Raw genomic sequence first — 19,748 nt, forward strand, 5'->3', positions numbered from 1 at the left:
GGTCGCGGACATGATCGAACGCACGCCGATATTCAACTTCATCTGCTATACGCTTCTCGCGCTCGGCATGGTGATCGCGCTTCTGCCTTTCGCCATCGTCATCATCGCGTCGACGCTGGATCTGGAGACGGTCAATCGCGTGCCGCTGCCGCTCACTCCGGGCTCGCATTTCTGGGAAAACGCTGAGACGGCCTGGGTTCGCGCCGATCTCGGCAACAAGCTGTTCCACAGCATCATCTTCGCCGCAACGGTCGGCGCCGGCAAAGTCATGCTGTCTTCCATGGCAGCCTTCTCCATCGTCTACTTCCGCTTCCGTGGCCGGTACGTGATTTTCTGGATCATCTTCATCACGCTGATGCTGCCGCTGGAAGTCCGCATCGTGCCGACCTATTCGATTGCGGCCAACGCGCTGCAGCCTTTCCAGACGATCCTCGACTTTACCGGCATAAGCTGGCTCGTTGCACAGATCACCGGCTTCCAGATCAAGCTCGAGTGGGGCCTGCTGAATTCCTATCCCGGTCTCGTTCTGCCGCTGGTCGCGACCGCGACCGGCACCTTCCTTTACCGGCAGTTCTACCTGACGGTTCCCGACGAACTTGCTGAGGCCTCGAAGATGGACGGATCGGGCCCGGTCCGGTTCTTTTGGGATATTCTGCTGCCGCTTTCGCGGCCAAACATGATCGCGCTCTTCACCATCATGTTCGTCTGGGCATGGAACCAGTATCTCTGGCCGCTGCTGATCACCACCGATCCGAAATTCGGCATCGCCGTGACGCAGCTCAAGACCCTCATCCCGTCCGAATTCGGTCTGCCCGACTGGAACGTCGCCATGGCCGGAACCCTGATCATCATGTCGCCGCCATTGATCCTCGTCATTTTGATGCAGCGCTGGTTCGTACGCGGCCTTATCTCCACCGAGAAGTGAAGGAGTATTCCCTTGGCACCGATCTCCATTCGTGGCGTGAAGAAAAACTACGGCAAGAATCCCGTCGTTCACGGCGTCGATCTCGACATCCAGTCCGGCGAGTTCATCGTCATCCTCGGCCCGTCCGGCTGCGGCAAGTCCACCCTGCTGCGCATGATCGCCGGCCTCGAGGAAATCACTGGCGGTGAAATCGCCATTGACGGCCGCGTCGTCAACCAGCTGGAACCGCGCGAGCGCGGCTGCGCCATGGTGTTCCAGAACTATGCGCTCTATCCGCATATGAGCGTTGCCGAGAATATCGGCTACGCATTGAAGGTGGCCGGCGTCTCGAAGGCGGAGCGGAGCCGGCGCATCGGCGAGGTCGCCAAGGCGCTCAGCCTCGAACCCTTCCTCGAACGCCGGCCGGCCGCTCTTTCCGGCGGTCAGCGCCAGCGCGTCGCCATGGGCCGCGCGATGATCCGCGAACCGAAGGTGTTTCTTTTCGACGAACCACTGTCGAACCTCGACGCCAAGCTGCGCATCGCCATGCGCGCCGAAATCCGCCGCTTGCACCGTCGTCTCGGCGCCACTTCGATCTTCGTCACGCATGACCAGACCGAAGCGATGACGCTGGCCGACCGGCTGGTGGTGATGAACGGCGGCAGGGTGGAGCAGGTCGGCACGCCGGAAGAGGTCTATCATCATCCGGTCTCGCGCTTCGTCGCGGGCTTCGTCGGCACGCCGGCGATGAACCTGCTCGAGGGCACGATCAATGACGAGGGCGTCTTCGTCTACGATCAGAGCCGCAAGGTCGTACTGCCGCGCGAACGCGCTGCACCGCTGAAAGGCAAACGCGTCGTACTCGGCATGCGCGCCGAAGCCGCCCGGCTGGTGGCCCCGGATGCGCCCGGCGCCCTCACCGCAACGGCCGATTTCATCGAAGAGCTCGGCGCGAGCCGCGTCGTGCACGCCGATTTCGACGGGCTGCCCTTTGCGGTGGCGCTGACCGAGGCCGTGAAGGTGAAGTCGGGCGATCCGATCGGCATCGCGATCGATTACGACCAGATCCACCTCTATGCCGCCGATACCGGCCGGATCATCGAGAACCCTGTTATGAAAGGCGCAGGCGCCGTCCCCGCCTAAAGCGGTCTGCGATGATCCTTGCAGAGCGTTCGGCGGCTGAGGATGTCAGCCGCTTGCTCGAACGTGAATTGCCTATCGGTGGATTGGGTCGATCCACGCGACGTCTTCCGGCTTTTCGACCGGCTCGATGTCGAGATTGACGACGACCGGTTCCTGGCCTGAGCGGACGAGCACGCATTCCAGCGTCTCGTCGCGGCTGGCGTTGATCTCCTGATGCGGCACAAAGGGCGGAACGTAGATGAAGTCGCCGGGGCCGGCCTCGGCAGTATATTCCAGATGCTCGCCCCAGCGCATGCGGGCCCTGCCCTTGACCACGTAGATGATGCTTTCGAGATCGCCGTGATGATGGGCCCCGGTCTTGGCATTGGCATGGATCGTCACCGTTCCCGCCCAGATCTTCTCGGCGCCGGCGCGCGCATTGTTGATCGCCGTCGCGCGGTTCATGCCCGGCGTCTGCGCGGTGTTCGGATCGAGCGAATTGCCGGGAATGACCTTGACGCCATGTTCCCGCCAGTCGACATGATGCTGCTCGTGGTCGTCGCTCATGCCTTGCCTCCAGCTTCGATTTGGTCAGTCTAGGCCGGCGCCGGGCGGCGGCCAAGCGGATTTGCCGCTGGGCTGTCGCACAATATCTCGGCGCCCCGATAGCTTCTATGCACAAAGGAAAGAACGGACCCGATGAGCCACCTCCCGCAGATCGATTACGACACCGCTTCGGAAGAGGTTCGTGCGGCGCATGACGAGGAAATCAGGCTGCGCGGGCGGATGACCAACATGAAGCGGACGCTGCTGCATTCGCCGGCCGCCCATCGCATCTATGCCGAATGGTTCACGCTGCGCGCCGAACTCGACCCCGCGATCAACGACCGGGCGATCTGGATCTTCTCGCATGCGATCTCGAAGGCGGCGCAATCGAAGATCGCCATCACCTTCTTTCGCCGGGCGCTGATCAACAAGGGTTTCAATCCCGACGCGCTGGAGCTTTCCGACGAAGAGGCGCTGCTCGACGCCTTCGGCAAGGCGATCGTCGCCGATTCCAACGCCGTTCCCGCTGAACTCTGGGTAAAGCTGAAAGAGCGCTACGAGACCAAAGTGCTCGTCGATCTCGTCGCCTTCGCCGGCATCATGCTGGCCACCGCCGTCTTCAACAATGTCGTCGAGGTCGATTTCGATCCCGAGCTTGAAGCCTTCGCCGAAGGTGCCAGCTCAGCCTAACCGCAGAGCGATGCAATCGCGGCCTTGACTGCGCCCACACCCGGCCTGGTCGGCCGGTATTCCAAACCGACGGCGCCGTCATAGCCGTTGGCGAAGATCCAGCCGAGGCGCGGAGCAAGGTCGATGCCGCCGGAACCCGGTTCGTTGCGGCCTGGGTGATCGGCGACATGGACGTGGATGATACGGTCGAGGCGGCCGTTCAGCACCTCTTCGGTACGTTCGTCCATCACTGCGGAATGGTAGATGTCGTAGACGATGCCAATCTCGGGGCGGGCGACGTCATCGATGATATCGAGGCCTTCTCGGGTCGAATCGAGGAAGTAGCCGACATGGTCGATGCGGATATTGAGCGGCTCGACGCCGAGGCGGACACCGCTGCCTTTGAGGATATCGGCGCCGACTCTCAGCGTTTCGGTGACTGCCCGGCGCTGTTCTTCGCGAGTCAAGCCCGGGAGATCGTCACCCGCCTGTGCGATCAGCACCGGCGCGCCAAGACGTTTCGCGACAGTGACGGATTCAGCCAGGCCTTTCAGCCAGGCCTGCCGGTTGGCGGCGTCGGTCAGCGCGATCATCGGTTCGGCGACGAGGCTGGTGACGGCAAGGCCGGTTTCCTTCAGCGCTGCCTCGATCGCGTCCAGATCCTTGTCGGTCCAGCGCCAGAATTCGATCGCCGTCAGCCCGGCCGCATGGGCGTGGCGGATGCGATCGGGAAAGCTGTCGCCTTCTTCGGCAAACAGCCACTCTATGCAGGCTGAATAACGTCGCATGAAAACTCCTCCCAAGTGTTGATGCAGGCATGCGACAGATCGGCGCCTGCCGCAAGAGGTGTTCGGGGCGCTTGACGCCGGGATTCATTGGCGGAACACTCAGCACATCAGGCCGGAATCTCCGGCCGTTTGCGGAGGAAGACATGGATCTCGGATTGAAGGGAAAGACTGCCGTCATAACAGGTGCATCGGTCGGCATCGGGCTGGCGATCGCCGAGGGGCTGGCGGCTGAGGGCGCCAACCTCCTGCTGGCAGCGCGCGGCGGCGAACGGCTCGAGGCGGAAGCCGCCCGTATCGCCGAGACATACGGGGTCAGCGCCGCCGCTGTTGTCGCCGATGTGGCAACGGTTGCGGGAACCGAGGCGATCATAGCGGCGGCGGCCGAAAGAGGCGGCGCCGATATCCTCATCAACAATGCCGGCACCGGATCGAACGAGACGGTAATGGAGGCACCCGACGAGAAGTGGCAGACCTATTGGGACTTGCATGTGATGGCCGCCGTGCGGCTGGCGCGCGGCATCGCCCCGCAGATGAAGGAGCGCGGCGGCGGTGTGATCCTGCACAACGCCTCGATCTGTGCCGTTCAGCCGCTCTGGTACGAGCCGATCTACAATGTCAGCAAGTCGGCGCTGATGATGTTTTCGAAGACGCTCTCAACCGAACTCATCAAGGACAATATCCGTGTCAACTGCGTCAATGCCGGCCTGATCCTGACGCCCGACTGGATCAAGACCGCCAAACAATTGACGGCCGAAACCGGCGGCAACTGGGAAGGCTACCTGCAGAGCGTTGCCAATGAGCACGCCGCCTCCAAACGCTTCGGCACACCGGAGGAGCTGGCAAACGTCTTCGTCTTCCTGAGTTCGGAGCGCGCGAGCTATTGCATCGGCTCGACCTATTTCGTCGATGGCGGCATGCTGAAGACGATCTGACCGAGACTGCCGGCAGGGCGTGCGGCGGCCGGTCTTTCTCAGGGCTGCCGGGCGTTTCTGTGGACGTTGCCGATACAAGCTATAAATAATAGCTATTTTGTTGTATGTTCACGCTTTTGACGCTATTTGCCTGCTATTGGCAGGATAAATACTGCGATTTCTACAAGGCGACGACGATGCTGACGAAAAAGGGAAAATACGGGCTGAAGGCGCTGGTCGACCTGGCGCGGCTGGCGCCGGGCGAGACTGCCTTCATCAATGACATCGCCGCCCGCAACAATATCCCGAAGAAGTTTCTCGATACCATTCTGCTCGAACTGCGCAATGTCGGCATCCTGCGCTCGAAGAAGGGACCGGGCGGCGGCTATTCTTTGTCACGGCCGGCCTCCGAAATCCGCATCGGCCATGTCATCCGCACGCTCGACGGGCCGTTGGCGCCGATCCGCTGCGCCAGCCGTACGGCTTACGAGGCCTGCGACGACTGTGCCGATCCCGAGACCTGTCAGGTGCGGCGCTCGATGACCGATGTTCGTGACGCGATCGCCGCCATTCTCGACAATATGACCCTCGAGCAGTTCGTCGCCGACGGCGGCCGCATCGAAGGCGCCAAAGAACAATTCCCGATCTCCGCCGCCAGCTGATTAGGCGCCGCCGGCCTTCGATATATATTCGCCTGCGGTGTGCATCAACTTATCCCGCGGCAGCGATAGCGCGTGAATGCGGGCATTGCGCCAATGGCGGTCGAGATTAAGGCCGATGCCGGCCGAAGTTTCTCCTGCAAGTTCAAACAGCGCGTTTGCGGTGTCGAGCGCCGTTTCCCCGGCAAGGATTGCGGCGGCCGAGGCGGAAAAATGCGCGTCCGCCATCGCTGCCTCCATAGGATTGACCTGGGCAATGTCGAGTTTGCGGCCAGCCCGTTCCAAGGCTGCCGCCGTCGCTTCGATGCGGATGGCGCGCTCGCCGATCCGGGGGAGGATGGTCGCGCTGCGATCGCCAATCGCGGCCATCAGGTCGCTCCATGTGGCCCGCGCGATGCCCAGGCTGACGCCGGCCTTGAGCAGCAGGCCGAGCGAGATGCCGGTCGAATATCCGGAGGAGGGGGCAGGGGCAATCGCATCTGCATTGACGTGAAGCGTGCCGACGATCGCGGTCGCTGATCCATTGGTGCGCTGGCCGAAGCCGTCCCAATCGTCGACCACCTGCACGCCTTCATCATCGCGTGCGAGATAGAGCGTCACCGGGCGGCTGGGCGGGGCGGTGGCAGCAGCGGCGATCCAGTCGGCGAATAGAATACCGGGCGCCTGCCGCGTGCGCCCACTCAGGCGGTAGCCCGGACCTTCGGCGGTAAGCTCGGCCCCATCGGTGAAGGTGGCGGCCGAAAAGCGGTCGCCGAGCAGCACACGGGCAAACAGCGATGCCTTCAAATCCTCGGCAGCCTGGGTGCGGAGCGTTTCCAGTACGCAAAAGTGATTTTCCAGCGCCTCGCCGATCGAGGCATCGCCCTCGGCGATGATTGCAACGATTTCGGCGAGCAGGGCGTTCGACACGTCGAGCCCTTCATGGTCAGACGGTACGGCGATTGCCGTCAGCCCGGACACCGACAGCGCATCAAGCTCGGCAAAGGGCAGGATGCGGTTGATATCGCGCTCGCTCGCCTGACGCCGGAATGCGGCGGCGAGATCGCGGGCCGTGGATATTGCCTCCTCTTCGCTTTCGATGCGATGCGCGGGAGGCCTCAGGCTCTCATGAAACTGCGATACCGTTCCCATCGGTCACTCTTTTCTCTATGGATATAGGAGTGAGGGATTGCCCCTCGAATGATAAGGCCGGTTTTTCTACAAAACCCGTGTGCTTTGAATTTTCTTACCAGCTTGATTGCCCTGTTCTCCACGCTACTTACGGTGAAGTGGGGCTTCCTTATTCGAGAAATATGATGAGCGACTCTCGTGCTCGCAACAGCGAGGTTTCGAAAATGGCGCGCCAGCCGAGACCGCGTCTGACGCTGGATATTGCCGGTATCCCAACCTATGCGATCGGCGATATTCACGGTCGCTACGATCTGCTTGTGAAAGCCGAGGCGGCGATCCTGCGCGATGGCGGGCAGTTGCCCGGGCGTAAGCTGATCGTCACGCTCGGCGACTATATCGACCGCGGCCCGGAATCGTCACAGGTCATCGACCATCTCATGGAGCCACCGCCGGATGGATTCGACCGCATCTGCCTTGCCGGCAATCACGAAGTCGCCATGCTCGACTATATCGACGGCTGGATCTCCTATGACGATTGGATGCAGATGGGGTCAGCGGAGCTGCTCAAATCCTATGGCCTCGATCCGGAGCACCTGCCGCTGGTCTTCCCCACTGGCGCGAAGCTCGATGCCTTCATACGGCAGTCGCTGCCGCGTACGCATATCGATTTCATGCGGGCGATGCCTGTCCTGCTGGAAACCCCAAGCGTGATTTTCGTGCATGCCGGCATCAATCCGAAACTGCCGCTCGACAGGCAGACGGACGAGGATCTGGTCCTCATCCGCCAGCGGTTTCTCGAAAGCCGGGTGCCGCTACCAAAACTCGTCGTTCACGGCCATACGCCGAACGACGAACCCGATATACGGCCGAGGCGGCTCAATATCGATACGCGCGCCTACCGCAGCGGCAGACTGACCGTCGCCCGCTTGTGGCAGGGCAAGGTGCATCTGTTTTCGACCTGACTTCCGTTTCCTCAGCCGGGTGGGATCGTCTCAGACGACCCCTTCCTTGACCGGCTCTGTCTTCGCTGGCTCTACAGTGGCCGGCCGCTTGCGGCGCCAGCCGCGCAGCACGACGTAGAAGACTGGCGTCAGGAACAGGCCGAAGATCGTCACACCGAGCATGCCCGAAAAGACGGCGGTACCGAGCGACTGGCGCATTTCGGCGCCGGGGCCGGTGGCGATGGCAAGCGGCAGAACACCGAAGATGAAGGCGAATGCCGTCATCAGGATCGGGCGCAGGCGAAGATGGCTGGCCTCGATAGCCGCCTCCACCGGCGACTTGCCCTCGTCTTCCGCTTGCCTGGCGAATTCGACGATCAGAATGGCGTTCTTGGCCGCAAGGCCGATCAGAACGATCAGGCCGATCTGCGTCAGGACATTGTTGTCCATTCCCCTCAGAGAGACCCCGATCAATGCCGCGAGCACCGCAAGCGGGACGATGAGAATGATCGCCAAGGGCAGAACCCAGCTTTCATATTGTGCCGCCAGCGCCAGGAAGACGAAGACGACGGACAGGGCAAAGATATAAATGGCGGTGTTGCCGGTGTGGGTCTCCTGATAGGCGAGTTCCGTCCATTCGAAGGTGGTCCCCTGCGGCAGGATCTTCGCCGCCAGCGCTTCCATCTTGGCGATGGCATCACCGGTCGACGTGCCCGGCGTTGGATTGCCCTGAAGCGGCACCGAGACGTACATGTTGTAGCGCTGGACAAGCGCCGGGCCGCTGGCATCCTGGATGTCCATCAAGGTTCCAAGCGGAACCAGCGCGCCGGTCGCCGACCGAACCTTCAGGGCGAGGATGTCTTCCCGGTCCATGCGGTATTGCCGATCGGCCTGGGCGCGAACCTGGTAGACGCGGCCGAACGCATTGAAATCGTTCACATAGGCGACGCCGAGATTGATGGAAAGGGCGTTGAAGATATTGGGGATCGGCACATTCAGGAAACGCGCCTTGTCGCGGTCGATCGCCAGGAAATATTGCGGGCTTGCATCGGAGAATGTCGTAAAGACGCCGGTCAGCCCCTCGGTCGTTGCCGCCGCACCCATCATCTGCCGGGCGAGGCCGAGCACGCGCGTCATGTCGGCGTTCTCGAGATCGGAAATCTGCATCTTGAAGCCGCCGGAATTGCCGACGCCACGCACGGATGGCGGCGGGATGGCAATGATGAAGGCTTCCTGGATGCTTTGCAGCTTTCCGTAAAGCTCGCCGATGATCTTGTTGGCATTCTCCCCGCCTTCTTCACGTTCGGCAAAGGATTTGAACGGGACGAAGACGACGCCGGCATTCGAGGCATTGGTGAACGTCGCCCCGCTGAAGCCGGCAAATTGCACGGCATTGCCGACGCCGGGCACGGTGCGGGCGATATCGCCCACCTGTTTGACGACGGCATCGGTACGCGCGAGCGAGGCGCCGTCCGGTAGCTGTATGACGATGATGGCGTAACCCTGGTCCATGGTCGGGATAAAGCCCGCGGGAACTTTCGTGCCCATATACCAGGTCGCTCCGAGCAGGCAGGCGAAGGTGACCATCGCGGCTGTCAACCCAATCCAGCTGCTGACCAGATGCCGAACGGTCCATGAATAGCCGGAACTCAGCCGATCGAATCCATGGTTGAAGCCGTTTGCAAGCCCCCTTCCCACACGGGATGCGACATTCATGCGTTTGGTTTCATGGTCATGGGTTTTCAGCAATATGCCTGCGAGCGCGGGCGACAGTGTGAGCGAATTCAATGCGGAAATTGCAGTGGTGACGGAGATGGTGACCGCGAACTGCCTGTAGAACTGGCCAGAGATGCCTGGAATGAAGGCTGTCGGCACGAACACGGCGATCAGCACCAGCGAGATGGCGACGACGGCGGTTCCGACTTCGTCCATCGTGACGTGAGACGCCTGCTTCGGCGTCATGCCGCGTGCCAGATTGCGCTCGACGTTTTCCACCACCACGATCGCGTCATCGACTACGATACCGATCGCCAGTACGAGACCGAACAGGGTGAGCATGTTGAGCGAGAAGCCAAAGGCGAGCAGGACGGCGAAGGTGCCGATCAGCGATACCGGGATGGCAATGATCGGAATGATCGCGGTTCGCCAGGATTGCAGGAAGACAAGAACGACGATTGCCACCAGGATGGCCGCTTCTGCAATGGTTCTATAGACCTCGGTGATCGAATCCGAGATGAATTCGGTCGTGTCGTAGACGATACGATATTCCAGACCCGGCGGGAAATTCTGGGATATGTCCTTCATGAGCGTCTGGACTTGATGGGCCGTGTCCAGGGCGTTGGTTCCCGGCCGGGCGAAGATGCCGAGAGCAACTGCGGGATCGTTGTTGAGATAACTGTTGGTGACGTAATCCTGTGCGCCGAGTTCGATCCGGGCGACATCCTGCAACTGCACGAGCCGCCCCGATGTCGTCGATTTCACAATGACATATCGGAACTCGCGCACGTCGGAGAAGCGGCCATCCGTTCGCACCGTATATTCGAATGCATTCTTGCCGGTGACGGGTGGGGCACCGATCTTGCCGCCTGATACCTGGACGTTCTGATCTCTCAACGCGGAGACGACGTCATCGGATGTCATCCCGTAAGCGGAGAGCTTTTCCGGATCCAGCCAGATTCGCATCGAATACTGGCGCTCGCCAAAGATCTGCACGTCGCCGACGCCGTCAAGGCGCACGAGAACGTCGCGGATGCGGTTGCGGGCGTAGTTCGAGACGTAAAGCTGGTCATAGCGGTGCGATGGCGAAAGCAGGTGGACCACCATCATCAGATCCGGCGAGCTTTTGTCGGTGGTCACGCCAAGCCGCTGGACTTCCTCGGGAAGACGGGGAAGGGCGATGGAAACGCGGTTCTGGACGAGCACCTGGACCTTGTCCAGATCGGTGCCGAGCTTGAAGGTGATCGTCAGCGACATGGCGCCGTCAGCGCTGGAGTAAGAAGACATATAAAGCATGTCTTCGACGCCGTTGATCTGTTGTTCGAGCGGCGTCGAAACGGTATCGGCGATCGTCTGCGGGTCGGCACCCGGATAGGAGGTGCGCACGACGATGGTCGGCGGCGCTATCTCCGGATACTGCGATACCGGCAATTGCGTATAGGCAATGCCGCCGACGACGAGAAGAAGGATCGAGATCACGGCCGCAAAGATCGGCCGGTCCACGAAAAAATGAGCAAATCTCATTGTCCGCTCTCCGCGCCGGCGGTTTCGGGCGCAGTGTCCTGCCGCTCCTGCGGCAGTTCGGTCATCTGAGGCGTGATCTTTGCACCCGGCCGGGCGCGCATCAGGCCGTTGACGATGATCGTCTCGGTGCCGTCAAGGCCCTCGCGTATGACACGGTAGCCGTAGAGCCGCGGTCCGGGTCTCACCGGCTTGGTCGAAACCGTGCCGTCTGTCCCGACGATATAAACGACGCGCTCATTCTGGTCCGAGCCGATGGCCTCGTCGGGGACGAGGATGGCCTGGTAAGTGTTGGAGGCTTCGACCTGTATGCGACCGAAAAGGCCGGGCTGGAGGACGAGATCTGGGTTGGGGAAGCGGGCACGGAGACGAATGGTGCCACTCTCATTGTCGACCCGGTTCTCGGCGAAATCGAGCTTTCCCTTGAATGGTTTGGCACTGGGATCCGAGATCGTCACGGATACATCCAGTCCGCCGCCGCCCTGCTGGAGATCCTTGCCCAGTTTGCGCGCCGTGTCGGCGAAATTCAGCAGGCGGCGCTCATCGACGTCGAAATAGAAATCGATCGGGTCGAGCGAAACGATCGTCGTCAACACAGTCTGGTCGGTCTGCACGAGGTTGCCGGCCGAGATCAGCCGGCGGTCGATGCGGCCGCTGAGCGGCGCCTTGATCTCGGTATATTCCATGTCGAGAGAGGCGCGATCGGCTGCGGCCTGCGCGCCGCGGACATTGGCCTCGGCCGAATCGAATTCCCGGCGGCGATCATCCAGCGTCTGCGCCGACTGGCTGCCGCTCGCAGCAAGCGACTGCGCGCGTTTATATTGCGCATCGGCAAAGACCAGGGCCGATTGCGACGATTCGAGTGTCGCTTTTGCCTGATTGAGCGCGGTTACGAACGGCCGCTGATCGATAACGAAGAGCAGGTCGCCCTGCTTGACCAATGCGCCGTCCTGGAAATGGATTTCCTGCAGGTAACCACCGACGCGCGAGCGAACGGAGACTTCGTCGACCGGCTCGAAACGGCCGATGAACTCGTCGCTGTCGACGACATCGCGAACGACCGGCTTGGCGACGGTGACGGGCGGGGGCGGTGGGGCGCTCTGGGCCAGCGCGGGGAGAGGCATGAATGCGGCAATATAGCCAAGCACCACCATCTGTCGAAGCGCGTAAGTCATACCGGTCCTCCAATCTCGACGGCCGATTCACTGCCGCCAACCTCAAGATGAAGTGATGCTGTTCAGGTCTTGCTGCTTTGAACGAGGGCCTCTGCCCCCATGATTCCCCCGGCGTTCAATCCCTTGGAAAAGGAAGGCCGGCACGCAATGCACATCAGAAAAATCGTAACCCTATGGAATTGGACTATAAACGGCAGCGGCGAAAAATTGCAAATGCCAATTGGTAACGATTCCGCAATCCATCAAAACGTTACAGGGGGCATCAGCTCTCGACGATCTCGTCTCTGCCGGGTGGCAGAGCGGCGAGTTCGGCCCAGTCGAGCTCCTGAGAAATTCAAAGATATCGATCTCGTCGGCGCGGCGCATCGGACGGCGAAAGGGAGGAGCCACAGGATATGCTTGACCGGTCTGCGGCATTTTAGCCGCTGCCGTTGAATCTGCCGTCCATGCCCTTGTGCGACGCGCATGCTCAATATATCTACCAATATTATAAGTATGCTTATAAATAACGGCACAGGTTTTCATGAACGCCACTCCCACCCTCGGTTTCCTTCTCCACGACGTCGCACGGCTGCTGCGCAAGCGGTTCGAGCAGCGCGCGAAGTGCCTTGGGCTGACCCGGTCGCAATGGCAGACGCTTGCCTATCTCTCGAATAACGAAGGCATCCATCAAGGTGGCCTTGCCGAAATCCTCGAAGTCGAGCCGATCACGCTGGTGCGCATTCTCGACAAGCTCGCCGAACGCGGGCTGATCGAGCGCCGCCAGCACCCGACCGACCGACGCATCTGGCTTCTCTACATGCGCGACGAGGCGCACCCGCTGCTCGCCGAAATGCGCGAGCTCGGCGACACCACCCGTGCGGAAGCGTTGCAAGGCGTCTCGGCCGAGCAGCGCGAGCAGCTTTTCCACATCCTATCCGTAATGAAGACGAACCTGGTTCAGGCATGCCGGAGCCCGGTTGACGAGAATGAGACGAACGATGGCTGATCAATCCCCCCTCCGCGTCGTTGCCGACGCCAGTGCCAAGAACCCTGTCGAAGAAAACCAAGAGAAACAGCAGGAAACGGTAGCCGAAGCGCCTTCATCCAATTCAGCGCCGGCTGCCGCCGTGGCTGCGCCTGGCGGCAACAAGGTCCGCCGCCGGCGCAGTCTCACGCGGCCGATCCTGTTTGCCTTGCTGCCGGTGGCGCTCGTCGTCGGCGGTTATTATTACGTCAATGGCGGCCAGGTGATGTCGACGGACAACGCCTATATCCAGGCCGACATGGTCGGGCTTACCACCGATGTCTCGGGTATCGTCGACCAGATCAACGTGCATGAGAACGAGGCCGTCAAGGCGGGGCAGGTGCTCTTCAGCCTGCGGTCGGATTCTTTCAAGATTGCGCTCGATGGCGCCAAGGCGCAGCTCGGCGCGCAGCGCAACCAGATCATGAATCTCAAGGCCAGCTATCAGCAGTCGCTTGCCGAGATCACCCAGGCGCAAGCCGACCTGCCCTATTATCAGGATCAGTTTGACCGGCAGCAAAACCTCGTCAACAACGGCAGCGCGACGCAGTCGGCCTATGACGAAGCCAAGCACAATCTGGAAGCCGCGCAGCAGAAGGTTGCCGTCGCCAAGGCGGAAGCCGCAACGACACTCGCCCAGCTCGGCGGCAATGCCGACCAGCCGGTCGAGGAAAACCCGCTCTACCTGCAGGCCAAGTCGCAGGTCGACAATGCCCAGCGCGAACTCGACCACAGCGTCGTCAAGGCGCCATTCGACGGCATCGTCACCAATGTCAACGCGCTGCAGGTCGGTTCCTACCTGCAGGCTTCGCAGCAGGCCTTCTCACTTGTTGCCACCGACCATTTGTGGATCGCCGCCAGCCCGAAGGAAACTGAACTCACCTACGTCAAGCCCGGCCAGACGGCCGAGATCTATATCGACACCTATCCCGGCGTGACATGGAAGGGCAAGGTTGAGAGCATCAGCCCGGCCTCCGGCTCCAGCTTCTCGCTGCTGCCGGCGCAAAACACTACGGGCAACTGGGTGAAGGTCGTCCAGCGCATTCCGATGCGCGTCAGCATCGAGGACACCGAGGGCAAGCCGCCGCTGCGCGTCGGCATGAGCACGGTGGTCGATGTCGAGACCGGCCATGCCCGCGGCCTGCCTGATTTCGTCAACAAGCTTCTGGGTCGGCCTCAGGGCAAGGATCATGAGTAACGCTTCTGCTTCTCCGGCGACGCCGATTGCCAATCGCGGTGCGATCACGGCTTGCGTCATTCTCGCCGTCATCATGCAGGCGCTGGACACGACGATCGCCAACGTCGCGCTGCCCTATATCCAGGGCAGCGTGTCGGCCTCTGCCGACCAGATCAACTGGGTGCTGACTTCCTATATCGTCGCGGCGGCAATCATGACGCCGCCGTCGGGCTTCCTCGCCGCCAAGTTCGGCCGCAAACGCGTGCTGCTCGTCGCCATCGCCGGCTTCGTTGCGGCCTCCGTTCTCTGCGGCCTGGCGCAATCGCTGAACCAGATCGTCGCCTTCCGCCTGCTGCAGGGCCTGTTCGGGGCATCGCTGGTGCCGCTTTCCCAGGGCATCCTCCTCGACATCTATACGGTCGAGGAGCGCGGCTCGGCCATGGCCCTTTTCGGCGTCTCGGTCATGGTCGGGCCGGTGCTTGGGCCCGTCATCGGCGGCTGGCTGACCGACAATATCAGCTGGCGCTGGGTATTTTATATCAACGTGCCGATCGGCGCGCTCGCCTTCATGGGCATCGTCGTCTTCGTCACCGAGACCAAGAGGGATCTGCTCGCCAAACTGGACTGGTTCGGCTTCGGGATGATGAGCCTCGGTATTGCCGCGCTGCAGCTCTTTCTCGACCGCGGCGAGCAGCTCGACTGGTTCTCCTCGGGCGAGATCGTCGTCGAGGCGCTGATTTGCGCTGCCGCCTTCTATCTGCTGGTCGTGCATACGCTGACCGCGGAGAAATCCTTCGTGAACCCGAAGCTGTTCCTCGACCAGAACTTCTCGATCAGCATGATCTTCATCTTTGTGATCGGCATTACCTATCTCGCCTCACTGGCGCTGATGACGCCCTATCTGCAGACGCTGATGGGCTATCCCGTCATCACCGCCGGCATCGTCATGGGGCCGCGCGGGCTCGGCACCATGCTCTGCATGTTCATCGTCGGGCGGCTGGTCGGCAAGGTCGATACGCGCGCGTTGCTGGCGCTCGGCTTGGGGCTCACCGCATGGGCGATGTATGACATGACCGGCTGGACACCCGACGTCTCGCAATGGACGATCGTCTCGGTCGGCTTCATCCAGGGCGCCGGTCTCGGCTTTCTGTTCGTGCCGCTGACTACGATCGCTTTTTCCACGCTGCCCGCCCATATGCGCGGCGACGGCACCGGTCTCTACAACTTGTCGCGAAACATCGGCTCGGCGGTCGGCATCTCGATCGTCTCGGCGCTGATCGTCGAGAACACGCAGAGCAATCATGAATCGATCGCGGCCTATGTGACGCCGTTCAATCACGCTTTCAATGCGGTGGCTGCGCAGGGGCTCAGCCCGGTGACTGCGGCCGGCCGCGCCTCGCTCAACGAGGTCATCACGCTGCAAGCGACGATCATTGCCTATATGGACGATTTCAAGCTGCTGATGCTGATGTCGCTTGCAGTCATCCCGCTGGTGCTATTGCTACGCAAACCGAAGGCAGCACCTGCCGTCGACCACAGCGCCGTGATGGAATGAACTCCAGGCGTTGCCGCAATTCCGGACGGAAAACTGCGTCGCGCTTTTCGGCATCATGCTCTAGCGGAACGGCTTGCTGAGATAACGCGATCCCTGAATGCCGAAGCGCCATAGTGCTTCGGCATTTTTGGTGATGCCGATGCGTTTTCCCGAGACGATCGGCACCGGTGCGGACGGCGTGATCGCATAGGGCGGGCGATCGAGCAGCCTGTCATTGATCTCGATATCGATGCCGAGTGCCTGGCAGAGCTTGCCGGGACCACTGCAGAGCGACGTCAGCATATCGGTGCCGCGCCGCTCGATCATCACAGGAATTCCCGTTTCCGGCTCCAGGGCGCGGATGAGTGCAGCCGAACCCGGATGGCAGACGAAATTCAGGCACCAGTACATGCCGTAGATACGGTAAATATAGACGTTGCCCGGCTTGCCATACATGGCGCCGTTGCGCTTGGTCAGGCCGCGGAAGCTGTGCGAGGCCTCGTCATCGGGGAAATAAGCTTCGGTCTCGGTGATGCGTCCGCCGACGCCATCCACGGTCAGATGGCAGCCGAGCAGGTCACGAGAGACGGTGATCGCATCGCGCTCGAAAAACTTCCTGAGGCTTTCGCCGGTGAGCGTGCCGGCGCCGATTGCGCCTGATATCGTTCCACCATCGGTCATATCAGACGCAGATAACATTCAACGCGCTTATCGTCATCCCAAAACCGTTTCATCCGTTTGCGCGACAGGGATCAGCGGCCGGCGTTCGGATCGCGCATCGGGATCGAGGATGATGTGACCGAGACCGGGTCGCTCGCCGGGAAGGAGTCTTCCAGACCCTCCTCCAGCTCTTCCTCGAGCAAAGCGGGGTCCTTGCCGCGCGCGCCGTCGCCATGGACAGGTTCGATCGCTGCGGCAAGCAGGGCCTTGGCACGCAAGACGGCATTTTCCGACGTCAGCTCAGGCGTGCTGCGCAGCGTCACGGCAATGCTGTCTTCGCCTTCGCCGCCGAATTCGACGACGAAGCCGTCTTCCGTCTGGTAGACGGTGATATCGTTGAGTGCCATGGCCGTTCTCCGTGGGCGCTCATATTAGCAAGGCGCATTTTAGTGAAGCGCGTTTTCGGAATTTTGTCGAGCGAAGACCTTTACCAGCCAGTCGATGAAGACGCGCACGCGCGGCGAAAGCTGGCGGTTACGGGGGTAGAGCAGGGAAACCGGCGTCGGGGTCAGCGGAAAATCCTGCAGCACGCGGACCAGCGTGCCCGCGGCAAGGTCCTTTTCGGCGTGATAGCGCGGAATCTGGATCATGCCGAGGCCCATCCTCGCCGCTGAAATATAGCTTTCGGCGGCGTTGACCGCGACGGTGGCGGGAATGGAGATGTCACGCACCGTGCCGTCGACGATGAATTCGAGCGGCAACAGGCTGCCGGTGCTGCTGGAGCGGAAGCCAACCATGCGATGGCCGTCAAGCCGGTCAGGGTGCTGCGGCAGGCCATGGGTGGCGATATAGTCAGGAGAGGCGAGTGTCACCTCATCAAGCATGGCAACGCGCCGGGCGACCATGTCGCTGTCTTGCGGCGTGCCGACGCGCAGCACGCAATCGATGCCTTCGCGCACCAGATCGACCAGCCGGTCGCCCTCGCTCATGTAGAATTCGATCTCGGGATAGGTCTCTAGAAAAGACGGCAGGCTCGGCAGCACGAAATGCCGGGCGAGCGTGCCGTGCACATCGACGCGCAGCAGGCCCTTCGGCTTGGCGCCGGCGAAAGCGCCTTCGGCATCTTCGATATCGGCAAGGATCGACAGGCAGCGCTGGTAATAGGCTTCGCCGTCGAGCGTCGGGCTGACATGGCGTGTCGTGCGCTGGAGCAGACGCACGCCGAGGCGGGCTTCGAGTTGCTTTATCGCATCGGTGACGGTCGAGCGCGGCAGGCCGGTGTCTTCGGCGGCAAGCGTGAAGCTGCGGCGTTCCACGACGCGGCAAAACACGCGCATGGCATCAAATCTGTCCATCTAGTTGTTCGTAATTCCCGGATAGTGATGCCGGATAATGCCTGATTATCCGCAGAATGAACAGGTGCATCTTCTCCTCATTGAAAACGCGCTGCGGCGCATGATGAAGGAGAAGGACAATGGCTTCCAAAGAAAACGGCAAGGTGGCACTGGTCACCGGTGCTTCCCGCGGCATTGGAGCGGTAGTCGCCCGACGCCTCGCCAAGGACGGTTTCACCGTCGTCATCAACTATTCCGGCAATGCCGCTCCGGCCGAGGAATTGGTCCAGGAGATCGAGCAGGCCGGCGGCAAGGCGCTGACGGCGGAAGCCGATGTCAGCGACGCCGAAGCCGTCCGCCGCATGTTCGATGCCGCGGAAGCCGCTTTCGGCGGCGTCGATGTGCTTATCAACAATGCCGGCATCATGATGCTCTCTTCGCTTGCCGAGGCCGATGACGCCAATTTCGATCGGCAGATCGGCGTCAATCTGAAGGGCACCTTCAATACGCTGCGAGAAGCCGCCAAGCGGCTGCGTGACGGCGGCCGGGTCGTCAACTTCTCGACGTCGGTCGTCGGCCTGAAGCTCGAAACCTATGGCGTTTACGCTGCCACCAAGGCTGCCGTGGAAACATTGACGGCGATCATGGCCAAGGAGATGCGGGGCCGCAACATCACGGTCAACGCCATCGCACCTGGCCCTGTGGCCACCGACCTCTTCCTCAACGGCAAGTCGGACGAACTGATCGCCCGCATGGCGAAGATGAACCCGCTGGAACGCCTCGGCACACCTGAAGACATCGCCGCTGCGGTTGCCTTTCTTGCCGGTCCGGATGGCGGCTGGATCAACGGCCAGACGCTGCGCGCCAATGGCGGCGTGATCTGATGAAGGGCTGGCGGCTGTCTCGATGCCGCCGCCAATCTCAAGCTTCCACTTCAACCAACCCCAATCCCAGAAGGAATAGGATCATGAGCAAGCAAGTCATTATCATCACCGGCGCTTCCAGCGGTTTCGGCGCTCTTACTGCCCGCGCCCTCGCCAAGGCCGGCCATACCGTCTATGCCGGCATGCGCGCAACGGAAGGCCGCAACGCTCCGGCCGTCGCCGATGCGGCTGAATTCGCCAGGGACAATAACGTCGATCTGCGCTCGGTCGAACTCGATGTCGCCTCCGACGCCTCGGTTGTATCCGGTATCGCCCGGATTATCGCCGATGAGGGCCGCCTCGATGTCATCATCCACAATGCCGGCCATATGTCCTTCGGCCCGGCCGAAGCCTTCACGCCGGAACAGTTCGCCGAGCTCTTCGACATCAACGTGCTTTCCACCCAGCGCGTCAACCGCGCGGCACTCCCCTATCTGCGCAAGCAGGGTACAGGCCTGCTGGTCTGGGTATCGTCGTCGAGCAGCCGCGGCGGCACGCCTCCCTACCTCTCGCCCTATTTCGCCGCCAAAGCGGCGATGGATTCACTTGCCGTCTCCTATGCCAGCGAGCTTACCCGCTGGGGCATCGAGACCTCGATCATCGTGCCCGGCGCCTTCACCAAGGGCACCAACCACTTCGCCCATTCCGGTTCGCCGGATGATACCGCCCGCGCCGCCGAATATAATGAAGGACCCTACAAGGGTGTGCCGGAACAGGCGCTGCAGGGCCTGGCAGCACTCGAACCTGCTGACGCCGATGCCGGCACGGTAGCCGTCGCCATCGTCGATGTCGTCGGCAAGCCGTTCGGTACGAGGCCGTTCCGCGTCCATATCGATCCATCCGCGGACGGCGCGGAGATCGTCAACGGCGTCGCCGACCGTGTCCGGGCGGAATTGTTCCGCCGCATCGGCCTCGAGGACCTGCTGAAGCCGGCTGCCAGGAATTGAAATCCCGCCCGCCGCTGGCGCGGGAACATGGGAGCCGACCCGTTATCGCAATTATGTGAACGTGATTGCGGAATTTTTCCTTACAATCCTGCGGGGAGTGCGTAT

General features: G+C 61.6%; 19 protein-coding genes. 11 read left to right on the top strand and 8 right to left on the bottom strand.

Annotation, left to right across the window (positions count from 1 at the left end):
- Positions 1 to 10: 10 nt before the first annotated feature.
- A complete protein-coding gene (locus MOV76_RS11295) occupies positions 11 to 925 on the top strand; it encodes an ABC transporter permease subunit (protein WP_018446920.1) in 915 nt (304 codons plus the stop codon).
- 12 nt (positions 926 to 937) lie between these two features.
- Positions 938 to 2,047 (top strand): sn-glycerol-3-phosphate import ATP-binding protein UgpC, encoded by a 1,110-nt coding sequence (locus MOV76_RS11300; protein WP_115157173.1) that lies wholly within the window; start codon positions 938 to 940, stop codon positions 2,045 to 2,047.
- A gap of 72 nt (positions 2,048 to 2,119) precedes the next feature.
- Here the strand turns inward: MOV76_RS11300 and MOV76_RS11305 are convergent, their stop codons facing one another.
- Complete coding sequence (locus MOV76_RS11305; protein ID WP_028733248.1) at positions 2,120 to 2,593, bottom strand: cupin domain-containing protein; 474 nt, start codon at positions 2,591 to 2,593, stop codon at positions 2,120 to 2,122.
- 132 nt (positions 2,594 to 2,725) lie between these two features.
- On the opposite strand from MOV76_RS11305, the gene MOV76_RS11310 reads away from it, so the two are divergent.
- Entirely contained in the window at positions 2,726 to 3,262 is a 537-nt protein-coding gene (locus MOV76_RS11310; protein WP_222284086.1) for a hypothetical protein, read from the top strand.
- Here MOV76_RS11310 and MOV76_RS11315 read toward each other — a convergent pair.
- Positions 3,259 to 4,029: a TIM barrel protein gene (locus MOV76_RS11315; protein ID WP_247264528.1), complete on the bottom strand. Its 771-nt coding sequence runs from the start codon at positions 4,027 to 4,029 to the stop codon at positions 3,259 to 3,261. The genes MOV76_RS11310 and MOV76_RS11315 overlap by 4 nt on opposite strands.
- Before the next feature lie 143 nt (positions 4,030 to 4,172).
- Here MOV76_RS11315 and MOV76_RS11320 point away from each other — a divergent pair, with 143 nt between their 5' ends.
- On the top strand, positions 4,173 to 4,961 hold the full coding sequence (locus MOV76_RS11320) for an SDR family NAD(P)-dependent oxidoreductase (protein WP_028733251.1): 789 nt from the start codon (positions 4,173 to 4,175) through the stop codon (positions 4,959 to 4,961).
- Positions 4,962 to 5,137: 176 nt separating this feature from the next.
- Positions 5,138 to 5,602, top strand: coding sequence for an Rrf2 family transcriptional regulator (locus MOV76_RS11325; RefSeq protein WP_026188508.1), 465 nt, complete (start codon positions 5,138 to 5,140; stop codon positions 5,600 to 5,602).
- Here MOV76_RS11325 and MOV76_RS11330 read toward each other — a convergent pair whose 3' ends face one another.
- Entirely contained in the window at positions 5,603 to 6,730 is a 1,128-nt protein-coding gene (locus MOV76_RS11330) for a monooxygenase (RefSeq protein ID WP_247264529.1), read from the bottom strand.
- 164 nt (positions 6,731 to 6,894) lie between these two features.
- Between MOV76_RS11330 and MOV76_RS11335 the strand changes: the two genes are divergently transcribed.
- Positions 6,895 to 7,671, top strand: a complete 777-nt coding sequence (locus MOV76_RS11335) for a metallophosphoesterase family protein (protein WP_018446912.1) — start codon at positions 6,895 to 6,897, stop codon at positions 7,669 to 7,671.
- Between the two features lie 30 nt (positions 7,672 to 7,701).
- Here MOV76_RS11335 and MOV76_RS11340 read toward each other — a convergent pair whose 3' ends face one another.
- On the bottom strand, positions 7,702 to 10,890 hold the full coding sequence (locus MOV76_RS11340) for an efflux RND transporter permease subunit (protein WP_018446911.1): 3,189 nt from the start codon (positions 10,888 to 10,890) through the stop codon (positions 7,702 to 7,704).
- Positions 10,887 to 12,062, bottom strand: coding sequence for an efflux RND transporter periplasmic adaptor subunit (locus tag MOV76_RS11345; RefSeq protein ID WP_130758913.1), 1,176 nt, complete (start codon positions 12,060 to 12,062; stop codon positions 10,887 to 10,889). Before MOV76_RS11345 ends, MOV76_RS11340 begins: the two co-directional genes overlap by 4 nt.
- A 523-nt stretch (positions 12,063 to 12,585) precedes the next feature.
- Between MOV76_RS11345 and MOV76_RS11350 the strand changes: the two genes are divergently transcribed.
- The 3 genes from MOV76_RS11350 to MOV76_RS11360 are packed head-to-tail and all read left to right on the top strand — an operon-like array spanning position 12,586 to position 15,800.
- Positions 12,586 to 13,050, top strand: coding sequence for a MarR family winged helix-turn-helix transcriptional regulator (locus MOV76_RS11350; RefSeq protein ID WP_003542422.1), 465 nt, complete (start codon positions 12,586 to 12,588; stop codon positions 13,048 to 13,050).
- Positions 13,043 to 14,266: an HlyD family secretion protein gene (locus tag MOV76_RS11355; RefSeq protein ID WP_018243337.1), complete on the top strand. Its 1,224-nt coding sequence runs from the start codon at positions 13,043 to 13,045 to the stop codon at positions 14,264 to 14,266. The genes MOV76_RS11350 and MOV76_RS11355 overlap by 8 nt, the downstream gene beginning before the upstream one ends.
- On the top strand, positions 14,259 to 15,800 hold the full coding sequence (locus MOV76_RS11360) for a DHA2 family efflux MFS transporter permease subunit (protein WP_018243336.1): 1,542 nt from the start codon (positions 14,259 to 14,261) through the stop codon (positions 15,798 to 15,800). Before MOV76_RS11355 ends, MOV76_RS11360 begins: the two co-directional genes overlap by 8 nt.
- A 60-nt stretch (positions 15,801 to 15,860) precedes the next feature.
- On the opposite strand, the gene MOV76_RS11365 is transcribed toward MOV76_RS11360, so the two are convergent.
- From MOV76_RS11365 to MOV76_RS11375, 3 genes are read right to left on the bottom strand one after another with little or no spacing between them, the layout of a single operon-like run.
- Positions 15,861 to 16,478 (bottom strand): DNA-3-methyladenine glycosylase, encoded by a 618-nt coding sequence (locus MOV76_RS11365; RefSeq protein ID WP_130717664.1) that lies wholly within the window; start codon positions 16,476 to 16,478, stop codon positions 15,861 to 15,863.
- 53 nt (positions 16,479 to 16,531) lie between these two features.
- Entirely contained in the window at positions 16,532 to 16,846 is a 315-nt protein-coding gene (locus MOV76_RS11370) for a hypothetical protein (RefSeq protein WP_018243334.1), read from the bottom strand.
- Between the two features lie 39 nt (positions 16,847 to 16,885).
- A complete protein-coding gene (locus MOV76_RS11375) occupies positions 16,886 to 17,794 on the bottom strand; it encodes a LysR family transcriptional regulator (RefSeq protein ID WP_047618954.1) in 909 nt (302 codons plus the stop codon).
- Between the two features lie 119 nt (positions 17,795 to 17,913).
- On the opposite strand from MOV76_RS11375, the gene MOV76_RS11380 reads away from it, so the two are divergent.
- Complete coding sequence (locus tag MOV76_RS11380; protein WP_247264530.1) at positions 17,914 to 18,657, top strand: SDR family oxidoreductase; 744 nt, start codon at positions 17,914 to 17,916, stop codon at positions 18,655 to 18,657.
- 83 nt (positions 18,658 to 18,740) lie between these two features.
- The gene (locus MOV76_RS11385; RefSeq protein WP_018446906.1) at positions 18,741 to 19,643 is read left to right on the top strand and encodes an SDR family oxidoreductase; all 903 of its coding nucleotides are present in this window, start codon (positions 18,741 to 18,743) and stop codon (positions 19,641 to 19,643) included.
- Positions 19,644 to 19,748 lie beyond the last annotated feature (105 nt).

Source organism: Rhizobium sp. PRIMUS64 (assembly GCF_023006465.1).
Lineage (GTDB): Bacteria > Pseudomonadota > Alphaproteobacteria > Rhizobiales > Rhizobiaceae > Rhizobium > Rhizobium leguminosarum.

Excerpts from the sequence above, each read along its gene's own strand:
- MOV76_RS11295 (WP_018446920.1), top strand. The coding sequence starts at position 11 with ATGATCGAACGCACGCCGATATTCAACTTCATCTGCTATACGCTTCTC.
- MOV76_RS11305 (WP_028733248.1), bottom strand. The coding sequence starts at position 2,593 with ATGAGCGACGACCACGAGCAGCATCATGTCGACTGGCGGGAACATGGC.
- MOV76_RS11310 (WP_222284086.1), top strand. The coding sequence starts at position 2,726 with ATGAGCCACCTCCCGCAGATCGATTACGACACCGCTTCGGAAGAGGTT.
- MOV76_RS11315 (WP_247264528.1), bottom strand. The coding sequence starts at position 4,029 with ATGCGACGTTATTCAGCCTGCATAGAGTGGCTGTTTGCCGAAGAAGGC.
- MOV76_RS11320 (WP_028733251.1), top strand. The coding sequence starts at position 4,173 with ATGGATCTCGGATTGAAGGGAAAGACTGCCGTCATAACAGGTGCATCG.
- MOV76_RS11325 (WP_026188508.1), top strand. The coding sequence starts at position 5,138 with ATGCTGACGAAAAAGGGAAAATACGGGCTGAAGGCGCTGGTCGACCTG.
- MOV76_RS11330 (WP_247264529.1), bottom strand. The coding sequence starts at position 6,730 with ATGGGAACGGTATCGCAGTTTCATGAGAGCCTGAGGCCTCCCGCGCAT.
- MOV76_RS11335 (WP_018446912.1), top strand. The coding sequence starts at position 6,895 with ATGAGCGACTCTCGTGCTCGCAACAGCGAGGTTTCGAAAATGGCGCGC.
- MOV76_RS11340 (WP_018446911.1), bottom strand. The coding sequence starts at position 10,890 with ATGAGATTTGCTCATTTTTTCGTGGACCGGCCGATCTTTGCGGCCGTG.
- MOV76_RS11345 (WP_130758913.1), bottom strand. The coding sequence starts at position 12,062 with ATGACTTACGCGCTTCGACAGATGGTGGTGCTTGGCTATATTGCCGCA.
- MOV76_RS11350 (WP_003542422.1), top strand. The coding sequence starts at position 12,586 with ATGAACGCCACTCCCACCCTCGGTTTCCTTCTCCACGACGTCGCACGG.
- MOV76_RS11355 (WP_018243337.1), top strand. The coding sequence starts at position 13,043 with ATGGCTGATCAATCCCCCCTCCGCGTCGTTGCCGACGCCAGTGCCAAG.
- MOV76_RS11360 (WP_018243336.1), top strand. The coding sequence starts at position 14,259 with ATGAGTAACGCTTCTGCTTCTCCGGCGACGCCGATTGCCAATCGCGGT.
- MOV76_RS11365 (WP_130717664.1), bottom strand. The coding sequence starts at position 16,478 with ATGTTATCTGCGTCTGATATGACCGATGGTGGAACGATATCAGGCGCA.
- MOV76_RS11370 (WP_018243334.1), bottom strand. The coding sequence starts at position 16,846 with ATGGCACTCAACGATATCACCGTCTACCAGACGGAAGACGGCTTCGTC.
- MOV76_RS11375 (WP_047618954.1), bottom strand. The coding sequence starts at position 17,794 with ATGGACAGATTTGATGCCATGCGCGTGTTTTGCCGCGTCGTGGAACGC.
- MOV76_RS11380 (WP_247264530.1), top strand. The coding sequence starts at position 17,914 with ATGGCTTCCAAAGAAAACGGCAAGGTGGCACTGGTCACCGGTGCTTCC.
- MOV76_RS11385 (WP_018446906.1), top strand. The coding sequence starts at position 18,741 with ATGAGCAAGCAAGTCATTATCATCACCGGCGCTTCCAGCGGTTTCGGC.